Origin of the sequence: Caldibacillus sp. 210928-DFI.2.18 (assembly GCF_020554505.1) — a bacterium.
In the GTDB taxonomy this organism is placed as follows: domain Bacteria; phylum Bacillota; class Bacilli; order Bacillales; family Caldibacillaceae; genus Caldifermentibacillus; species Caldifermentibacillus hisashii.
In genome coordinates, this window is record NZ_JAJCHL010000013.1 from 1 (window position 1) to 18,477 (window position 18,477).

The following is an 18,477-nucleotide window of genomic DNA, read 5'->3' on the forward strand; positions in this document are numbered from 1 at the left end:
TTAGTTGAACCAATCGGGCACTTACGGGCACTTATCTTCCTCCTTTCCATCTCTGGTTTAACTTAAGCTACAAGAGAAAGATTTAGTGACCGTTTGTGCGGGATAAAGTGAAACTTCCATCAGCGGGGTTTTCTTCCCGCTGATGGTTAGTTGAACCAATCGGGCACTTACGGGCACTTATCTTCCTCCTTTCCATCTCTGATTTAACTTAAGCTACAAGAGGAAGATTTACTGCCCGTTAAGGCAGGATAAAGTGAAACTAACCATCAGTTGTAACACTGATGGTTAGTTAAACCCATTGGACACTTGTCTTCCTTTTTTCCATCTCTGATTTAACTTACCACAGAAGGAAGATTTAGTGACCGTTTGTGCGGGGTAAATGAGGACATTACAATTCTTTCAAAACCACATCCGATAAAGTTGTTGCGATAGGATTGGCGTGTGTTCAATAACAGCTTTAGCCACCCACGATTGATCGATCCATGTTTGCACTTTTCCAATTGGAAGAAGAGCCATCATATATAAAATCAAAAATGAGATTAAATAAATTTCCAGAAAACCTAAAATCCCGCCGGCCCAAACATTCAGTTGCCTGATAATTGGAAATCTGGCAACAAAATCCAACATCGAACCGATAATTTGTAAAACGATTTTGACAGCAAAAAAGATGATAAAAAAGGCGATTCCCCGATAAAAAGCCTGTTCGGCATTCACCGCTCCCAGTATTAATTGCAATGTGTCATTATCACTTATAGTCGGATAAGGAATCCACAAGGTTAAACGTACAGCAAGGTCTTTGTAGTACATCACTGCAATAAAAAAGGCGATAAAAAAGCTGGTTAAATGAATGGCTTGTAAAATGAAACCTCTTTTTAAACCAATAATAAATCCCATAAAAAAAAGGAAAAGTAAAATCATACTGAACATACTTGTCAACCCTTTAGCCTTAGTTTTTCCTAGCAATCTATATCAATATCAATTCATTGTTTCAATAAAAAATCGGTTGGAAACAGAAATGACTTGTTACCTCTCATTTCCGTTATTTCGGAGTTCCCTTTCCAACACCTCAAGTTTTTCTTTGATTAGTAAATATTCATTCACTGCATTAACCGCTGTTAAAACGGCCAATTTACTAGTATCTAATGCAGCATTTTTATTTTTAATTTCTTTCATTTTTTCATCCACCAGTTCGGCAACCTTACGAATATGTTCCGGTGACTCGGTTCCAACAATCATATAATTTTGTCCATATATTTCAACGGGAATGCGATTCTTTTGTTTGTCTGACAAGTTCATACCTCCAATCGTCAGCATCCTTTTTTATCATAGCATGAAATAAAAAGAATTGGGAAGGGAAATTCATTTTTCATTACTGTTTTAGAAGTTGATTTCCAAACGAGAGATGTTAAGCACAAACGATTATAAATGATTTAGTTGACTCGCCTTTCGGATATATAAACGAAAACTGTCCCATCAGAAAGGGTGACCGGGTTTCTTTTGGTCGCCTTTTGATCGGACAGCTACGGTTTTTATCTATTTTCTTAACTCTGCACCTGCTTTTTCATGAAGTGCCGCCAATACTTTCTCATGCACTTTGGTTACTTCATCGTCGGTTAGGGTTCTTTCAGGGTCAAGATACGTAAGGGTGAAAGCAACGGATTTTTTCCCGGCTTCAACTTTATCGCCTTGGTAAACGTCGAATACTTTTACTTCTTTTAATAATTTTCCACCTGCTTCAGTAATGATTTGTTCCAGTTCACCGGCTGATTTTTCTTTGTCGACAATTAATGCAATATCCCTGGAGATACTTGGAAATCTTGGGATTGCTTCATAGGCCAATGGTGCTGTTTCCGTATTTAACAATTGTTCTAAATCAAGTTCAAAGGCAAAAACATTTTTCACATCGTATTGTTTTTCCATATTTGGATGAATTTTCCCGACAAAACCGATTTTCTCATCATTCAACAATATTGTTGCGGTTTGACCGGGATGCATCCCGTCGATATTGGCTTTTTCATAACGAATCCGTGAATGAACTTGTAGTTTTTCAAATAAGGCTTCCAAAATTCCTTTGACCACATAGAAATCGACCACCCGTTTTTCGCCTTGCCAAGGATGGTTGACATAAAGCCCGGTCATGACACCGGCAAGATGTTCACTTTCTTTCGGTTGGATGTTTTCCCCTTGTGAAATAAACACAGCACCTGTTTCAAACAAGGCAACATGGTCATTTTTTCTTGCTTTGTTATAGGCGACCGCATCCAATAAATGTGGCAATAAGCTAAGTCTTAATATCGCATGTTCTTCACTCATCGGCATTGCTAATTTAATTGGCGCCGATTTTTCCAATGTGAAATGTGCGAACTTCTCTTCACTTGTTAATGAGTAAGTGACCGCTTGATTAAGACCTGCTCCCTCTAATATTTCCCGAACAATCCTTCGTTTCTTTTGATAAGGAGTTAAGCCACCTGCCGTTTGTGCGCCGTCGGGAAGTGTTTTCGGAATATTATCGTATCCGTATATTCGGGCAATTTCTTCGTATAGGTCCTCTTTAATCGTGATGTCCCATCGTCGCGAAGGAATGTCAACAACGAATGCATCGCCATCTTGTTTATACGGGAATTGCAATCTTGCCAAAATGTTTGCAACGGTTTCTACAGATAAATTGGTACCTAAAAATTGATTTACTTTTGCCCGTTCGATTGTGACCGTGACCGGTTCAATATTTAATGTATCATGGACAACCATACCATCCAGCACTTCTCCACCGGCAATTTCAGCAATTAAGGCACAAGCCCGTTCCGAAGCTTCTCGGACGCGCAATGGATCAATGCCTTTTTCATAGCGACTGCTTGCTTCACTACGAAGTCCATGGTCTTTCGAAGCTTTCCGGATGACATGGCTATCAAAGTACGCTGATTCCAGTAATATAGTAGATGTATCATTAGTAACTTCTGAATTAGCGCCGCCCATGACACCGGCTAAAGCAACCGGTTCTTGCCCATTCGTAATGACAAGATGTTCAGAGGTTAATGTGCGTTCAGCATCGTCCAAGGTAATGATTTTTTCTCCTACCTTTGCTCGGCGTACAAGGATTTCTTTTGAGCCAAGACGGTTATAATCAAAGGCGTGAAGCGGTTGACCATATTCTAATAAAATAAAGTTTGTGACATCGACCACATTATTATGGGGACGAATTCCGGCAGCCATCAGTTTTGTTTGCAGCCATAAAGGTGACGGACCAATTTTTACATTTTTGATTACTTTTGCCGTATATAACGGAGCATCTTCCGGCGTATCTACTTTAACCGAAATGTAGTCGCTCGCCTTTTCGCCGCTTGGTGCGAGTGTGATTTTCGGCAGTTTTACTTTTTTTCCTAAAATCGCTGCTGTTTCATAAGCGACACCAATCATACTCATACAATCGGCCCGGTTCGGTGTAAGACTGAGTTCAAGCACCGAATCATCCATATTTAGCAGGGCAAGGGCATCGCTACCAACTTTTGCATCTTCCGGTAACACATAAATCCCATCCGCATATTCTTTTGGTACGACTTTCCCTTCAATTCCAAGCTCTTGTAAGGAGCAAATCATTCCGTTCGAGATTTCTCCGCGGATTTTTCCTTTTTTGATTTTTACATTGCCACCTATTCTTGCACCCGGTTTTGCGACAATCACCTTTTGTCCGGCTGCGACATTCGGGGCACCGCATATAATTTGAACCGGCTCCCCTTCTCCAATATCCACTTGGCAAAGATGAAGATGGTCGGAATTTGGGTGATCGATACAAGTCAGTACATGACCGACAACAATATTTTTCATTGTTGCTCCTTTTTGTTCAATTCCTTCCACTTCAATTCCCGTTCTCGTAATTTTCTCCGCAAGTTCTTCCGGAGTCACGTCACTAACATCGACATATGACCCGAGCCATTTATATGAAACAAGCATCAATTATTCCTCCTACACACTGTTATAGATTTTTTAAGATTTTTATTCGCTGCCAAGGATGCCGCTTTGTTCAAAAACTGCTTTGGTACTTGACTCTGTTGAAACTGGAATATCGGCTGCGAAAAATTGTTTTAAGAATCGGACATCATTGATATAGAAATTTCGGATATCATCCACACCGTATTTCAACATGGCAATCCGCTCCGGTCCCATCCCGAACGCAAAACCGGTATATTTTTCCGGATCAAAACCGCTCATACGTAAAACATTCGGATGCACCATGCCAGCACCGAGTATTTCAATCCAACCGGTTCCTTTACATACGGGGCAACCTTCCCCACTGCAAATTTTACATGTAATGTCCATTTCAACAGACGGTTCTGTGAATGGGAAAAAACTTGGACGAAGACGAATTTCCCGTTCTTCACCAAAGATTTTTTTCGCGAAAATCTCTAATGTACCGACCAGATCACTCATGCGGATGTTTTCATCAACGACCAATCCTTCAATTTGCATAAATTGATGAGAGTGAGTCGCGTCGTCATTATCGCGGCGGTATACTTTTCCAGGGCAAATAATTTTAATCGGTCCTTTGCCTTTAAATTTTTCCATTGTCCGTGCTTGAACCGGTGATGTTTGCGTCCGTAATAAAATTTCCTCCGTGATATAGAAAGAATCTTGCATATCACGAGCCGGATGGTCTTTTGGTAAATTTAGGGCTTCAAAATTGTAGTAGTCGGTTTCCACTTCCGGACCTTCCGCAATCGAATAGCCCAACCCGATAAATAAATCCTCAATTTCTTGAATAACCTTCGTTAATGGATGGTGACTGCCGTGGTTGACCGGTCGTCCCGGCAATGTCACATCGATGGATTCTTCAGCCAATTTCTTCTGAATAGCTTCTTCTTCCAATTCTGCTTTTCTTGCTTCCAGCTGAGTAGATATTTCTTCCCGTACTTCATTGGCAAGCGCTCCAATGACCGGACGTTCTTCTGCAGAAAGGCTTCCCATCCCACGCAACACTTCGGTAATCGGGCCTTTTTTTCCTAAATAAGCAACCCGGACATCGTTTAGTTGTTTTAAGTCCGTTGCTTGTGAAATTTTTTCCAATACTTCTTGTCTTAGCTCTTGTAAACGTTCTTTCACGATTGTAACCTCCTATTTTTACACAAAATAAAAAACCCCCATCCGTAAAGGGACGAGGATTATGGTCGCGGTACCACCCTTATTGACGCAATCACCCATATTTACGGTCCAATTGCGTCCAACTTCATTCACATAACGGTCTTCCCGCTCGATCTTTACACTTCTCAGGTATGTATAAATGTAGAAGTGGTCCCGATGAGAGTTCATGAGGTGAAGGTTCATTTGGATTTTGCTAAAAATGCTTCCAGTCGCGGCATTTTCTCCCTTGAGCAAAATGACCCAAACGAATGAGCCTCAATCATTACTTTTATATGGATTAATTTATTTTATTATTATAGCGAGACTTTGACGGAATAGCAATGGGCATGAACGAAAAATTATCGTCTTCTTAAATAATAAAGGAGGATTCCGGTTGCAACTGATACATTTAATGATTCACTTTTTCCGTAAATCGGGATGTATAAATTTTTCACTGTTTTCCTTAACAGCTCTTCATTCACGCCTTGCCCTTCATTCCCGACGATTAATGCAAACTTATCAACCGGTGTCACTTCATACATTGATACAGCATTTTTCAGTGCGGTACCATAGACCGGGATGTTATTTTGCTCCAGTTTTTCAATCCATTGATGCAGGTTGCCTCGAATGATGGGTAAATGGAAATGACTTCCTTGAGCCGCACGTAACACTTTTGCATTATAAATATCTACACTACCCTCTCCAACAATGATGGCATCAAGACCGGCACTATCTGCAGTCCGAATCATTGTCCCGATATTACCCGGGTCTTGTACAGCATCAATTAATAACCATGTTTTTCCTTCTACTCTCCTTGATTCCGGTTGTTTGCAGACAGCAAAAATGCCCTGTGACGTTTCTGTATCCGAAATCACTTTTGCTATTTCGTTGGCGATTACGAATAAATCGATACCTCCAAATTTTGTTTTTGGCAATTTTGCATAATGTTGTTCGGTGACAATCAGCTCGACAATTTGTTCAGCTGAATGGGCCTCTTCAACCAAATGTTCCCCTTCAATAATAAACAAACCGGATTTATCCCGCTCTTTTCTCGTCAGCAGTTTCTTCCACTGTTTTACTTTTTCATTTTTTTTGGATTGAATAAATTTCATATGTTTCTCCTTCAGATAATTGTTCTAACGATATTTTTCATTATATCGAATTCCTTATACATAATACACCACAAAAAGTAAAACAATAACGTTGATAAAGAAAACTCGGGTGTCCGAGCAAAAGCAAAGCCGCAAGAGCACGTATGCGTTAGGAAAGTAGAAATTGAAAAATTTATACTTTTCTTATTAGCAAATTAAAGAGGAGGCTGAAATCATGAACTTCAATTTACGAAATGCGGTTAAAGAAAATATTGCAGGTAATTCACAAGATCAATTGCGAGAAACGATTGTTGATGCTATTCAAGTCGGTGAAGAAAAAATGCTTCCGGGACTTGGTGTCTTATTTGAAGTAATTTGGCAAAATGCAGATCCAAATGAGCAAAAAATGATGCTGGAAAATCTAGAAGAAGGATTAAATAAATAATGGAACACCGGCAAGAAAATCAAACGATGGATGGAAAGTTTATACCGATGACATCGTTAACAAATGGCCTTGTCCAACAAGTGGCGGAGGGAGTTTTTTCCTACACCATTCAAATCGTCAATATTGCGATGGTTCGGACAAGCAACGATTTTGTCTTAATAGACACAGGAATGCCTGAATCAGAAAAAAAGATTTTTGAAATTGTTGAAGAAATATTTGGCGAAAATGCAAAACCGGAAGCCATCATTTTAACTCACGGACATTTTGACCATGTTGGCTCAATAGAAAAATTACTTACTCAATGGGATGTTCCTGTATACGCACATCCATTGGAAATTCCATATTTAACCGGGCAAAAAAATTATCCGGACCCGGACGGAACGGTTGAGGGTGGCCTTGTTGCAAAAATATCGCCAATGTTCCCGAATGAAGGAGTACACTTAGGCAATCACGTGAAGCCTCTCCAGGATAACGGAGAATTACCGCATTTGTCCGAATGGAAATGGATTCATACACCGGGACATTCAGACGGACATATTTCTTTATTCCGTGAAAAAGATCGAACCTTAATTGCCGGTGATGCTTTCATTACCGTAAAGCAAGATTCACTTGCAAAAGTACTTGTCCAGGAACGGGAAGTGAACGGACCCCCCCGTTATTTAACAACTGATTGGCAACTAGCCAAAAAATCGGTGGAAAAATTAGCTGCCTTACACCCTCGAGTAGCTGTAACAGGTCACGGATTGCCAATGGAAGGCGAGGAGCTTGAACAGGGATTAACAAAGCTTGTCAATGAATTTGATACCATTGCCGTTCCGGATTATGGCAAATTCGTTTAAATCGTTTTTTAATTATAAGAGCAAAAAAGAACCGGGCAACTTCACCGGTTCTTTTCGTCTTCACTTATTCAAACTTAATTTTATTTACAGTCTTTCGATCCAATCGCTTTACAAGTTCCGTTAATAATTTTACCGTATTTTCATAATCATCCCTGTGAATGATGCTGGCATTGGAATGAAGGTAACGTGTCGATATGGTAATCGCCATCGATGGTACACCGGATTTTACCAGATGAATAGAACCGGCATCTGTTCCCCCACCCGGAATGGATTCAAACTGATAAGGAATGTTCAGTTCATCCGCTACACTTGTCACAAACTCACGTAAACCTTTATGGGAAACCAATGTAGCATCATAAATGATTATTTGTGGTCCGTCTCCCAGTTTGCTGAGCGATTCTTTTTCCGTTATGCCCGGTGTGTCCCCTGCTGTTCCGACATCTAATGCAAAACCGATATCCGGTTCAATTTGATAAGCTGCAGTTTTTGCCCCACGGCGGCCGACTTCTTCCTGAACCGCTCCAACACCGTAAACGATATTTGGATGTTTTTCCTTTTGTAAGTTTTTCAATACATCGATAACTACCGCACAGCCAATTCGATTATCCCAAGCTTTGGCAAGCAGGAATTTTTCATTTTTCATTACGGTGAATTCGAAATAAGGGACGATCATATCTCCCGGTCGTACCCCCCATGAAGTTGCTTCTTCTTTGGAGGTTGCTCCGATATCTATAAACATATCTTTCACATCGAACGGTTTCTTTCGTACTTCTAAAGGTAAAATATGTGGTGGTTTTGATCCAATGACGCCGGTAATCGATTCACCTTTTGAAGTAACAACGGTGACACGTTGAGCCAGCATGACTTGACTCCACCAACCGCCAACTGTTTGAAACCGGATGAATCCTTTATCATCAATATTCGTGACCATAAATCCTACTTCATCCAAATGACTGCTAAGCATGATTTTTGGACCGGTGCCTTCACCAACTTTTTTAGCAATTAAGCTTCCTAAGCCATCATAGGTTATTTCATCAGCAAAAGGTGATATGTATTTTTTCATGACCTCACGTACTTCCCGTTCATTTCCGGGAATTCCTTTTGCATCGGTTAACTCTTTCAACATCAATAATGTTTCATCTAATTTTATCAAATCGATCCCTCCTAAATTGAAAAACATGATACTCGTTCAAATTTTAGCTAACAATTATGCTCAATTCCTTTTAGCAAATTCCCGGTTGCAAAATGGCGGACGATTACCATCCTGTCGACCCGAATCCGCCCTCTCCTCTTACGGAATCAGAAATTTCCTCCACTTCAATGACGTTCATCCTGGTTACCGGTGCGACGACCATTTGGGCTATGCGCATATGTTTTTCTACCTTAAATTCTTTCTTCCCATGGTTGATTAACATTACTTTCACTTCCCCCCTATATCCTTCATCAATGGTACCGGGGCTATTTAGTAAGGTTATCCCGTGTTTTAGTGCCAGTCCGCTTCTTGGACGAACTTGTGCTTCAGTTCCGGGTGGCAATTCAAGACTTATTCCGGTAGAAATTAATTCAAACTCACCCGGTTTAATTATTTTCTCCTCTACTGAAAATAAATCTAATCCGGCATCACCCGGATTGGCATACTGAGGTAATTTGGCATCTTCTTTTATTAATTTTACTTTTAATTGGTCATTCATCTTGGATTCTCCTTGTCAAAAAAGTACTAAAAAAATTATATCAAAAGAAACAAAAACTGAAACCTTTTTCCTTCCATTTCGTAGCATTAGTAATATGAACGGAAGGATAATTGTTTTGCGTATAGAAACATCTATCAAGGAGGCATTTATATGGGACTATTAATTCGTATTATCTTTCTGATGATCATTCTTCTCCTTATATATAGCGGGATCCGTTATTTGTTACATCCAAAGCGGAAACTCGAACTTGCCCATGAGCAAAAACGGTTTTATTTTCTGGATGACCCAAATAATGTTCGCAAAAATTTCACTTTAACTTATAAAGGGGTTCTATTTGAAGGTGAAAAATATTTAGGAACGACAACGGATTCATTCGATGTTATTTCGATATTTGTTTTTCCAAAAGATGTGGGAGCATTAAAAGGGTTAACAAAAAATGATTTTAAAACAGTCGAACAACATATTTTACAACATTATAAAAATGCTAAAATTGATTGGAAAAGTCCCATTAAAGAATTCCTTAATTCTGATGACAACTTACCGAATCAAACAATGTGATTTTTATAATAAAGTGAACTCTCCAGCAGCAGGTTTTTCTTTATCCCGCTGATGGTTAGTTGAACCAATCTTACCGTATAGGAAAAGTGCCAAGAAAACACTTCTTGGCACTTTTTCACACTGTGGCGCAAATCTGCCGTGAATACAAGATTTGGGCGTGAAAGAATGGGATAAAATAAGAGGAATAACAACTGCCTTTACAAAGGTTTACAAAAAACTCAGGAAGTTGCTTTAAAGAAGTCTTTCCACTTGATGACAACAAATTTTTCCCGCAAGACCACAATCAATACAGATAGTGCAATGAGAAAGATGACGGCCATTGTCGGGGTAAAGGAATTAAAAAATTGGCCAAACACTGTATAAAAGATGACAACGGGTATATTTGTATACAATGAACCCACTGCATAATCTTGGAAATTTTTGTTTCGCTCCAAAAGACAATAACTAAGCAGTTGATAATGCATAAAAGGAATCAGTTTTAAAAGAGCAATTTGACCGTGGGTGAGATTTGTATATGGTCCGAACCATTTCAATTTGATTTGATGCAGACGGTTATGAACACTTGGGAACAATTTTAAAAGAAAATAAATGAGAAAACTGGATATGGTTAAGCCAATTAATGAGTAAAGACTGCCAAACACGGAACCAAATAGTAGACCACCTGCTAAGCATACAATAACAGCCGGAATAAACAGGAATTGTCTGACAATATGAAAGAGAATAAATGCCACGGGTGCGAAAAATCCGCTAAACTCCAAGAATGATAACACATAATTTGTTTTTTCACCCATCTTTTGCCCTCCCATTGTTCTAAGTTGCAACACTTGATATTCTTAATCATCAAAGGGAAGCTTCTCTATTAAGCCTATACAAAAACCGGTAAAGATATGATGATTTTTTATGTAAGAAGCTTTACTGCGAGAAATCTCGTTTCCGGTCATTGAGTGAGTTAGTATTTTATAAAAAGCACCTTTATTAAGGGAGCACCAATATTTCACCTCAAAAAGAAAACGGGACCTTTTCTAATGAATAAGTCCCGTCCACCTTTTACTTGTTTAATTGTGCTTTTGCAGTATCAGCCAGTTGGGTAAATGCTTGTGGGTCTGCAATAGCCAGGTCAGCAAGCATTTTGCGGTTTACTTCAATACCGGCAAGTTTTAACCCGTGCATTAAACGGCTGTAAGAAAGACCGTTTTGGCGTGCTGCCGCATTAATACGAGTGATCCATAATTTACGGAATTCACTTTTCCGTTTACGGCGGTCACGATATGCATACATTAACGATTTCATAACTTGTTGATTTGCAACTTTATATAAACGATGTTTCGAACCGTAGTACCCTTTTGCTAATTTCAGTACTTTTTTACGACGTCTGCGCGTAACAGTACCACCTTTTACACGTGCCATAGTTTAAAAACCTCCTAGTAATTCTTACCTATTTAAAATAACTCTGTTCTTCGTGTTGATTTTCACTTACTAAATAAGCTGCAACACAGCCTGATCATTAGATCATTTGTTTGATGCGTTTATAGTCACCGGAAGATACAAGTGTACCTTTACGAAGTTTCCGTTTTTGTTTTTGTGTTTTATTTGCAAACATATGGCTTCTGTAAGCATGGGAACGTTTCAATTTACCGGTTCCTGTTTTCTTGAAGCGTTTTGAAGAGCCACTGTGCGTTTTCATTTTAGGCATAACAATTTCCTCCTTGATTACTTTTCAATTTTTGGTGCAAGTACCAAGAACATGCTGCGTCCTTCCATTTTTGGCTTTGATTCGATAACAGCAATATCTGAACATTCTGCTGCCAGACGATCCAGTACTTTTTGACCAATTTCTTTATGGGTGATTGCCCGACCTTTAAAGCGTAAAGATGCTTTCACCTTATCGCCTTTTTCTAAAAATTTCCGGGCATTCCGTAATTTTGTATTGAAGTCATGTTCATCAATAGTCGGGCTGAAACGGACTTCTTTTATACTGATCACTTTTTGATTTTTTCGAGCTTCTTTTTCTTTCTTTTGTTGCTCAAAACGAAATTTCCCGTAATCCATGATTCTCGCTACCGGCGGCTTCGCGTTTGGAGCAACTAAAACAAGATCCAGATTTCTACGGGCTGCAATTTCCAAGGCTTCAACTTTTGATTTGATACCTAATTGTTCCCCATTCGCATCAATTAAACGAACTTCACGAGCACGAATGCCCTCGTTGACCATCATATCTTTGCTAATATTAAGACACCTCCAAAGGATTTTGTGAATACTTGGGTTTGGTTGGAAAAGAGCGATTCCCCACTATTTCAAATATAAAAAAGTGCGGGTACATACACCCGCACATTAGATTTCCGTGTTCATTCACATCATCGTTTGCCAGTCAAAACCTGTTAACAGCTTAAGCGTCCTCCAGGTGAGAAGCGGGTGCCTCTTCTTTTTCACAAACCGTATTCAATTTCACTTTTTTAAATATAGCATAGATATCCTTCATTGTCAATGCTCGCTTTTATTAAGCAAACACAACAAAAAGTAGTATAACAAAAAAGAACGAGAAAAACAACATTGTTTAGAAAAAAGTAGGGAATAAGAGCGAAATGTGGGAAATTGTTAAATAATTCACCAGACAAAATATGCGTTCGTTTGATAAAAACACCAACTCTCAAGGAGCTGGTGTCCAACAGTGTCCAACAATATGCGTCTATTTCCTTGCCTCTTGCTTAATTTGCGCTAAGAACGTATCAAATGCCATTGTTTCCGATTTTTGTTCTCCGTATTTTCGGACGTTGACGGCTTTTTCTTCCATTTCTTTATCCCCGACAACAAGCATGTATGGGATTTTTTGAACTTGTGCTTCACGAATTTTATAACCCATTTTTTCATTGCGGGCATCCAATTCAACACGTATACCGGCCTTTTTCAACTCTTCTTGAACGGTTTTTGCATAGTCAAAATGGATTTCAGGGGATACCGGAATCACTTGGACTTGAACCGGTGCCAGCCATGTTGGAAATGCCCCTTTGTATTCTTCAAGTAAATAAGCGACAAACCGTTCCATCGTTGAAACAACACCACGATGGATAACGACCGGACGATGCGGTTTCCCGTCTTCTCCGACATAAGTTAAATCAAAGCGTTCCGGTAATAAAAAGTCTAATTGGATGGTTGACAAAGTTTCTTCTTTCCCAATCGCCGTTTTCACTTGGACATCAAGTTTCGGACCATAGAATGCTGCTTCACCTTCTGCCTCGAAATAATCAAGACCTAGATCATCCATTGCTGATTTCAACATGCTCTGTGCTTTTTCCCACATTTCATCATCATCAAAATACTTTTTCGTATCTTCCGGATCACGGTAGGATAAACGGAAAGAGAAGTCGGTAATATTGAAGTCTTTATATACTTCCATAATCAACGTAACAACCCGTTTGAACTCGTCCTTAATTTGGTCCGGACGAACGAAAATATGGGCATCATTTAATGTCATACCGCGAACCCGTTGCAGTCCGGATAATGCCCCGCTCATTTCAAAACGATGCATCGTCCCAAGTTCGGCAATCCGAATTGGTAGTTCTCGATAGGAATGCTTGCTGTTTTTATAAATCATCATATGGTGCGGGCAGTTCATCGGCCGGAGTACTAATTCTTCACCGTCACCCATATCCATAGGCGGGTACATATCATCATGATAATGATCCCAGTGACCACTTGTTTTATATAAATCGACATTGGCAAGAACCGGTGTATACACATGGTCGTAGCCAAGACTGATTTCTTTATCAACAATATACCGTTCAATTGTACGGCGAACCGTTGCGCCTTTAGGCAACCATAATGGCAGCCCTTGGCCAACGAGTTGATTGATCGCAAAAATACCTAATTCTTTTCCAAGTTTCCGGTGATCGCGTTCTTTTGCTTCTTCCAACATTTTCAAGTGGGCATCCAATTCCGCTTTGGTAAAAAAGGCAGTTCCGTAAATCCGTTGCAACATTTTATTGTCGCTGTCCCCACGCCAATAGGCACCGGCAATGCTAAGCAACTTGAATTCCTTAATTTTTCCTGTCGACGGAACATGAACACCACGGCAAAGATCGAAAAATTCACCTTGTTCATAGATAGTTACTGTTTCATTTTCAGGAATGGCCTCAATCAGTTCCAACTTATATTCATCGCCAATTTCTTTATACATTTGAATCGCTTCTTCCCGGCTGACAACTTTCCGGACAATTTCAAGATTTTCATTGACGATTTTTTTCATTTCTTTTTCAATTTTAGGAAGGTCTTCCGGGGTGATGGATTCCTCTAAATCAATATCATAGTAAAAGCCGTTTTCAATGACCGGGCCAACACCAAGTTTGACGTTCTTATATAACCGTTTAATTGCTTGAGCCATCAAGTGTGCCGTACTATGGCGCAAAATTTCCAGACTTTCCGGATCCTTATCAGTTAAAATTTGGATTTCGCCGCTTTCCTCAATCGGTGTACGCAAATCGATTAAAGATCCGTTTAATTTTCCCGCATAGGCTTTTTTCTTCAATCCCGGACTAATCGATGCAGCAATTTCCTCCATTGTTACACCTTTTGAAAACTCCTTCACTGCTCCATCCGGAAATGTAATTTGAATCCTTTCTGACATGATTACTGCCTCCTCAAGTATTTGAAATTTTACCTGGTTTAGATGAGGAACGACTCGGGACTCCTTTGTCGATCACTCACTTCTAAAGAAAGGTGTATTTCCAACTATGTCGAATGAGTATCCCAGCTGGAAATTATACTTTTTTAATGAAAAATAAAAAACCCGCCCCTAAAAGTAGGGACGAGTTTTATATACCCGTGGTTCCACCCTGATTCTCGCAAAGTTTAAAAAACCATTGCGACTCAAGAAGCCGATAACGGTCGGATCCGTCAACCATTACTTGAAAATCTTTCACAGTTGAAGTTTAAAGGGGGTAAGTCCATTATTCGTGTTAGGAAGTTTCCACCGTCCTTCCCTCTCTATAAACCGTAACAACAGACCCTTGTCCTTTGCATCACTTTTTTCTATCCATTTAATTATTGTTAAAAAAGAAACTGAGATGTGCTCCCAACGTCAATTTTTTCTCAGTAAAATTGCTTTATAACAAGTCGACTCAGTCAACGTTTTGAGAAAAATACCTCTTAACTAGTATGTAGGTATTATAAGTTTTTTAAACTAAAAATGCAAGTAGTCATTTTTCTTTATAGTCCCCCAAATGGCGTCAGTCTACCCCAGAGTGAATGGAAATGATTTTTTTCGTGGTAAAGTATATATCCGCTTAATAAATGCACGTGATCATTTTTCTCTTTGGTCATAAGAAAAATCCTGCAAAGATAAAATAATTAATTTTTCTTCAAAAATGTTTTTTAGCGTTTGAATAATCCCGTTTTCCGGCTGTTCCGTATATAAATAGATGATTTCAGGAGCAATTGAAATTAGCGGAGCAATGGTAACTGAATCAACATAAACGGGATGCTCAGACAATAATTTTCGATCTATTCGTTTATCTAAATCCGAACGTTTGATTTTGTTTTTATGTTCATCATAAAATTGAAATCCGTCCTCATTCACCAAATAGATACATTTCATTTGTGCTGACCGCTCAGCCAAAAAATTACGCAAATAGAAAATAAAGGACTGATAATCCTGTTCCATTTTGTACTCGTCAATGGCAATTTCGAGATAAGATGAAAGTTTTTCAATATAAAAGCGAAGTCGGAAAGTTATCAAGGCATCGATGGACAGGATGTGGCTTGAACGAATCACTTCCAGTAAAGCTTGATCAAGCTGTTCCTCTAAAGAAGCATGATCGATCTCGAATGGCAGATCTTTTCTTTTTCCTTCCATGATCGAGTAGACCATTTCAATAATTTGAATTTGTTCATCCGTATCGGTATAGAAAAAATCATTTTCAAGTATTTCCTGACACCACTCCATCCGTTTTTTTTCCATAATAAATTTTTTTAAGTGTTTATATATGTCAGTTAAAAAATCTCCTTTCTTCATACCCGGAAAAATGAAATCCAGTTGTAAGGATTTCCTTTCAATTTGGATATGTTCCGATTTGTTTTTTAAAAATGATTGATAAAAAAAATTTAAATCCTCTTTATTATTAAATTGAATTGAAAACATCTCCGTCCCCCCTGTGAGGCATTCCTGTTTCATATATATGGGGGGCTTGGTTACTTTAGAACTGAACCTCGCTACATGAATTAGCGAGGTTCCTGTTGTACCTTTACGTATAAGTTTTTTTAGATGTTTCGAGTATCCTTATTAATTATTTTTTGTAAGGTGTTAAAGGTCTCGTCTACTTTCTTTTATTCGGTCCATCAATGGGAACCGGCTCGGCCAAAAATTTGATCCGTTCAATGATCCTTGCAGCTTTAAGTTTTTCCTCTTCCCCGCGTTGTGAATAGGTTAAATGATGTTCTAACTCATTTAAATTAAAGTTTGAAGTAAAAAAAGTCGGCAACCTTTCCAACATACGGAATTGTAATATCGGTCCGAGAACTTCATCCCTTACCCAGCTCGAAACTGCTTCAGCTCCGATATCGTCGAACATAAGAACCGGCGCTTTTTTCAGCATGTCTATTTTTTCATTTAATGTATGGTCACTAATTGCCTGCTTCATCTCTCGAATTAGTTCAGGAACATAAACAATAATAGATGAAATTCCTATTCCGGCTAATTCGTGCGCTACAGCTCCGAGTAAATAGGTTTTCCCCGTTCCAAAAGGCCCATAAAAATAAAAGCCTCTTTGGAAATGTTCACTTCCATAATTAGAGATAAATTGTTCCACCTTATCAACTGCTTGCATACGATTGTCCGTATCGAGAATGACATTTCCTAAAGATGCTTGCAGGATATCTTTTGGCATGTAGAGGCATTGAATTCTGTTTTCCATTTTCTTTTTTTCATCGGCTAACCGTTTTAAGCGGCATGGCACATAGTGGACATCGATCCCATTATTTACTAGCACAAGTTCCGGTTCATAGCCGGGAATGATATTTTTACATTGTTCCAAAGAAGGACATTCCTTACACCCTCTACTTTGCGAGACAAATTCATATAATTTACCAAGACTGCGGTCAATCATTGGTCCCGAAATTTCATCTTGATGTTCCAAAAGAAAAGCACGTACATCAGGATGGGACATGATTTCCTGCCGTATCATCGTAAATCTTTTTTGAAAATCATCCCGATTACTTATCCGATTTAATGTTTCTCTAATATTTTCCATAGCGGGAGCACACCTCCTCATTTTATCTGGAGTACATATCGGTAAAATCGTTATCATCTTGTCAATTCTCTAATTTTACCATTTCTATTTTCTATATTTTTTCAATCGTTCTTCTAAACTTTTTTTCAATTCGATATCAACCTTTTCATTCTGTTTTTCCTGACCGTCATTTCGGTTTTCAAGCCAGTCCGGTACTTTTTCCGTACGAACTGCTTTTCTTTTCGATGTTGGTTTGTTCTTTTTGTTTTGTTGCCATTCGATATACTTACGATGCTCATCTTTTGCCAGTGCCATTGCTTCTTTAACGGTTTTAATTTTTTTCCGTGCCCAGTGCGATGCAATTTTTTCAACAAAAGCTTTCGATAATTTCATGTCGGTTCTAAGCATGCAATATTGAATTAGGACATTGACAACGCCGGAGTTTAATTTTTGATTAATCATGATTTCCTCAATTAACCTTAAATCACTTTCCGCCGGTTCAGAGCCATCCGATAAATCCGTTAAGACTTGTCGCGGACTCACTGTTTCTAAATAACGAACAAGGCGATCCTCCTTTGTTTTCGGTACATCTGTATCCGACTCGTAGATTGGACTTTGGGTACGATCAATTAATTTTGGCAGAGAGTTATAATGCTCAATTTTATACCAATCTCTTGCCCTTTTCCGCAAAGTTTCCATATCTACCTCATTATCGACATTTAAACTGCCCATGACTATATTTTTCATTTGAATGGCGTCAATCCCATATAAAAACGCTAATTTTAAAATTACTTCTTTAACCTTTTTCGTAATGGCGGTTTTTGGGACAACTGCTTCATCAAGTCCTGCCATGAACAAGTCAAAGTCAAAAAAGTCGGGGGCTACTGTCACCGGCTTGGCCTCCATTTTTCCGGGGAGAGCCTTTGCATCATCTTCTGCATTCAATGCTTCATAAGGGAAAGAATGGGTTGAGCCAAATACTTGTTGGAATGGTTGGGTAATCTTTTCAAAACCATCTGTATTTATTGCTTCATCGGCAAAATCATGTTTTAGACGCTGATAGTAATCATGACCAATTTTTTGATAAAGGTAGATGTTCAATAAACCGTCCGTGAAAAATTGGCGTGGTGATAAGGGAGGCTTTAAAATATACAGGAAGGAACGGGAATCGTTATTTTTTTTTACAAACGACTCCAACAGGCCAATTGCCTCCAATTTTTTTCTTGCATTATAAATTTCGGCCAAGTTTAAATCAAGTAAATTCATAATATAATAGTGTGAAGCTGGTTCAGATTGTAGGCGACTCTTCCCAATTTGGTTCAATAATGTCATGTATAAACTGACACATATCGGGCCGATAAGCGGTTGATATAATAAGGTTAGCACCTTTGAATCATCCACATTTAACGGACCCTCAATCCAAACAATATATTGATCTCCCGGTATCAGTTCCTTCCAATGTGGTTCCATGAAAACAACCTCGACCTTTCTTTTACTTTTTTGTATTTATCCCACTCTAAA

At 38.9% G+C, this 18,477-nt stretch carries 17 protein-coding genes, 1 pseudogene and 2 other annotated features; of the genes and pseudogenes, 3 read left to right on the plus strand and 15 right to left on the minus strand.

The features are described 5' to 3' along the window. Positions 1 to 399: 399 nt before the first annotated feature. The 5 genes and pseudogenes from LIZ98_RS04730 to LIZ98_RS04750 all read right to left on the minus strand — a co-directional run bounded on the left by LIZ98_RS04730 (position 400) and on the right by LIZ98_RS04750 (position 6,224). Complete coding sequence (locus LIZ98_RS04730; protein WP_041844814.1) at positions 400 to 927, minus strand: CvpA family protein; 528 nt, start codon at positions 925 to 927, stop codon at positions 400 to 402. 96 nt (positions 928 to 1,023) lie between these two features. After that, a complete protein-coding gene (zapA, locus tag LIZ98_RS04735; RefSeq protein WP_034771612.1) occupies positions 1,024 to 1,290 on the minus strand; it encodes a cell division protein ZapA in 267 nt (88 codons plus the stop codon). A 243-nt stretch (positions 1,291 to 1,533) separates the two neighbouring features. Further along, complete coding sequence (gene pheT / locus LIZ98_RS04740) at positions 1,534 to 3,948, minus strand: phenylalanine--tRNA ligase subunit beta (RefSeq protein ID WP_227139096.1); 2,415 nt, start codon at positions 3,946 to 3,948, stop codon at positions 1,534 to 1,536. 123 nt (positions 3,949 to 4,071) lie between these two features. Then, positions 4,072 to 5,094 (minus strand): annotated as a pseudogene (pheS, locus tag LIZ98_RS04745) (phenylalanine--tRNA ligase subunit alpha); the annotation flags it as partial. 377 nt (positions 5,095 to 5,471) lie between these two features. After that, on the minus strand, positions 5,472 to 6,224 hold the full coding sequence (locus LIZ98_RS04750) for a TrmH family RNA methyltransferase (RefSeq protein WP_227139095.1): 753 nt from the start codon (positions 6,222 to 6,224) through the stop codon (positions 5,472 to 5,474). Between the two features lie 214 nt (positions 6,225 to 6,438). On the opposite strand from LIZ98_RS04750, the gene sspI reads away from it, so the two are divergent. Further along, positions 6,439 to 6,648, plus strand: coding sequence for a small acid-soluble spore protein SspI (sspI, locus tag LIZ98_RS04755; protein ID WP_041846480.1), 210 nt, complete (start codon positions 6,439 to 6,441; stop codon positions 6,646 to 6,648). Then, positions 6,648 to 7,487 carry an MBL fold metallo-hydrolase gene (locus tag LIZ98_RS04760; RefSeq protein ID WP_043988656.1) on the plus strand — a complete coding sequence of 280 codons (840 nt, stop codon included), beginning with the start codon at positions 6,648 to 6,650 and terminating at the stop codon, positions 7,485 to 7,487. The genes sspI and LIZ98_RS04760 overlap by 1 nt, the downstream gene beginning before the upstream one ends. 64 nt (positions 7,488 to 7,551) lie before the next feature. On the opposite strand, the gene LIZ98_RS04765 is transcribed toward LIZ98_RS04760, so the two are convergent. Then, the gene (locus LIZ98_RS04765) at positions 7,552 to 8,640 is read right to left on the minus strand and encodes a M42 family metallopeptidase (protein WP_227139094.1); all 1,089 of its coding nucleotides are present in this window, start codon (positions 8,638 to 8,640) and stop codon (positions 7,552 to 7,554) included. Positions 8,641 to 8,743: 103 nt separating this feature from the next. After that, positions 8,744 to 9,178 carry a dUTP diphosphatase gene (gene dut, locus LIZ98_RS04770; protein ID WP_034771622.1) on the minus strand — a complete coding sequence of 145 codons (435 nt, stop codon included), beginning with the start codon at positions 9,176 to 9,178 and terminating at the stop codon, positions 8,744 to 8,746. Positions 9,179 to 9,328: 150 nt separating this feature from the next. Here dut and LIZ98_RS04775 point away from each other — a divergent pair, with 150 nt between their 5' ends. Beyond that, on the plus strand, positions 9,329 to 9,736 hold the full coding sequence (locus LIZ98_RS04775) for a sigma-w pathway protein ysdB (protein ID WP_227139093.1): 408 nt from the start codon (positions 9,329 to 9,331) through the stop codon (positions 9,734 to 9,736). Between the two features lie 218 nt (positions 9,737 to 9,954). Here the strand turns inward: LIZ98_RS04775 and LIZ98_RS04780 are convergent, their stop codons facing one another. The 8 genes from LIZ98_RS04780 to LIZ98_RS04815 form a co-directional block, all read right to left on the minus strand. Continuing rightward, positions 9,955 to 10,527, minus strand: a complete 573-nt coding sequence (locus tag LIZ98_RS04780; protein ID WP_034771624.1) for a TVP38/TMEM64 family protein — start codon at positions 10,525 to 10,527, stop codon at positions 9,955 to 9,957. A gap of 256 nt (positions 10,528 to 10,783) precedes the next feature. Next, positions 10,784 to 11,143 (minus strand): 50S ribosomal protein L20, encoded by a 360-nt coding sequence (rplT, locus tag LIZ98_RS04785; RefSeq protein ID WP_034771625.1) that lies wholly within the window; start codon positions 11,141 to 11,143, stop codon positions 10,784 to 10,786. A gap of 97 nt (positions 11,144 to 11,240) precedes the next feature. Continuing rightward, complete coding sequence (rpmI, locus tag LIZ98_RS04790; RefSeq protein ID WP_034771626.1) at positions 11,241 to 11,429, minus strand: 50S ribosomal protein L35; 189 nt, start codon at positions 11,427 to 11,429, stop codon at positions 11,241 to 11,243. A 17-nt stretch (positions 11,430 to 11,446) separates the two neighbouring features. Next, the gene (gene infC / locus LIZ98_RS04795; RefSeq protein WP_034771627.1) at positions 11,447 to 11,950 is read right to left on the minus strand and encodes a translation initiation factor IF-3; all 504 of its coding nucleotides are present in this window, start codon (positions 11,948 to 11,950) and stop codon (positions 11,447 to 11,449) included. A gap of 82 nt (positions 11,951 to 12,032) precedes the next feature. Then, positions 12,033 to 12,166, minus strand: a sequence feature (ribosomal protein L20 leader region). Between the two features lie 256 nt (positions 12,167 to 12,422). Beyond that, entirely contained in the window at positions 12,423 to 14,357 is a 1,935-nt protein-coding gene (thrS, locus tag LIZ98_RS04800; RefSeq protein WP_227090622.1) for a threonine--tRNA ligase, read from the minus strand. 173 nt (positions 14,358 to 14,530) lie between these two features. Beyond that, positions 14,531 to 14,761: a binding site (T-box leader), on the minus strand. A 271-nt stretch (positions 14,762 to 15,032) separates the two neighbouring features. Continuing rightward, complete coding sequence (ytxC, locus tag LIZ98_RS04805) at positions 15,033 to 15,869, minus strand: sporulation protein YtxC (RefSeq protein WP_227139092.1); 837 nt, start codon at positions 15,867 to 15,869, stop codon at positions 15,033 to 15,035. A gap of 175 nt (positions 15,870 to 16,044) precedes the next feature. After that, positions 16,045 to 16,977: a primosomal protein DnaI gene (gene dnaI, locus LIZ98_RS04810; protein WP_034771633.1), complete on the minus strand. Its 933-nt coding sequence runs from the start codon at positions 16,975 to 16,977 to the stop codon at positions 16,045 to 16,047. An 84-nt stretch (positions 16,978 to 17,061) separates the two neighbouring features. After that, positions 17,062 to 18,426: a replication initiation and membrane attachment family protein gene (locus tag LIZ98_RS04815; protein ID WP_034771634.1), complete on the minus strand. Its 1,365-nt coding sequence runs from the start codon at positions 18,424 to 18,426 to the stop codon at positions 17,062 to 17,064. Between the last annotated feature and the right edge of the window lie 51 nt (positions 18,427 to 18,477).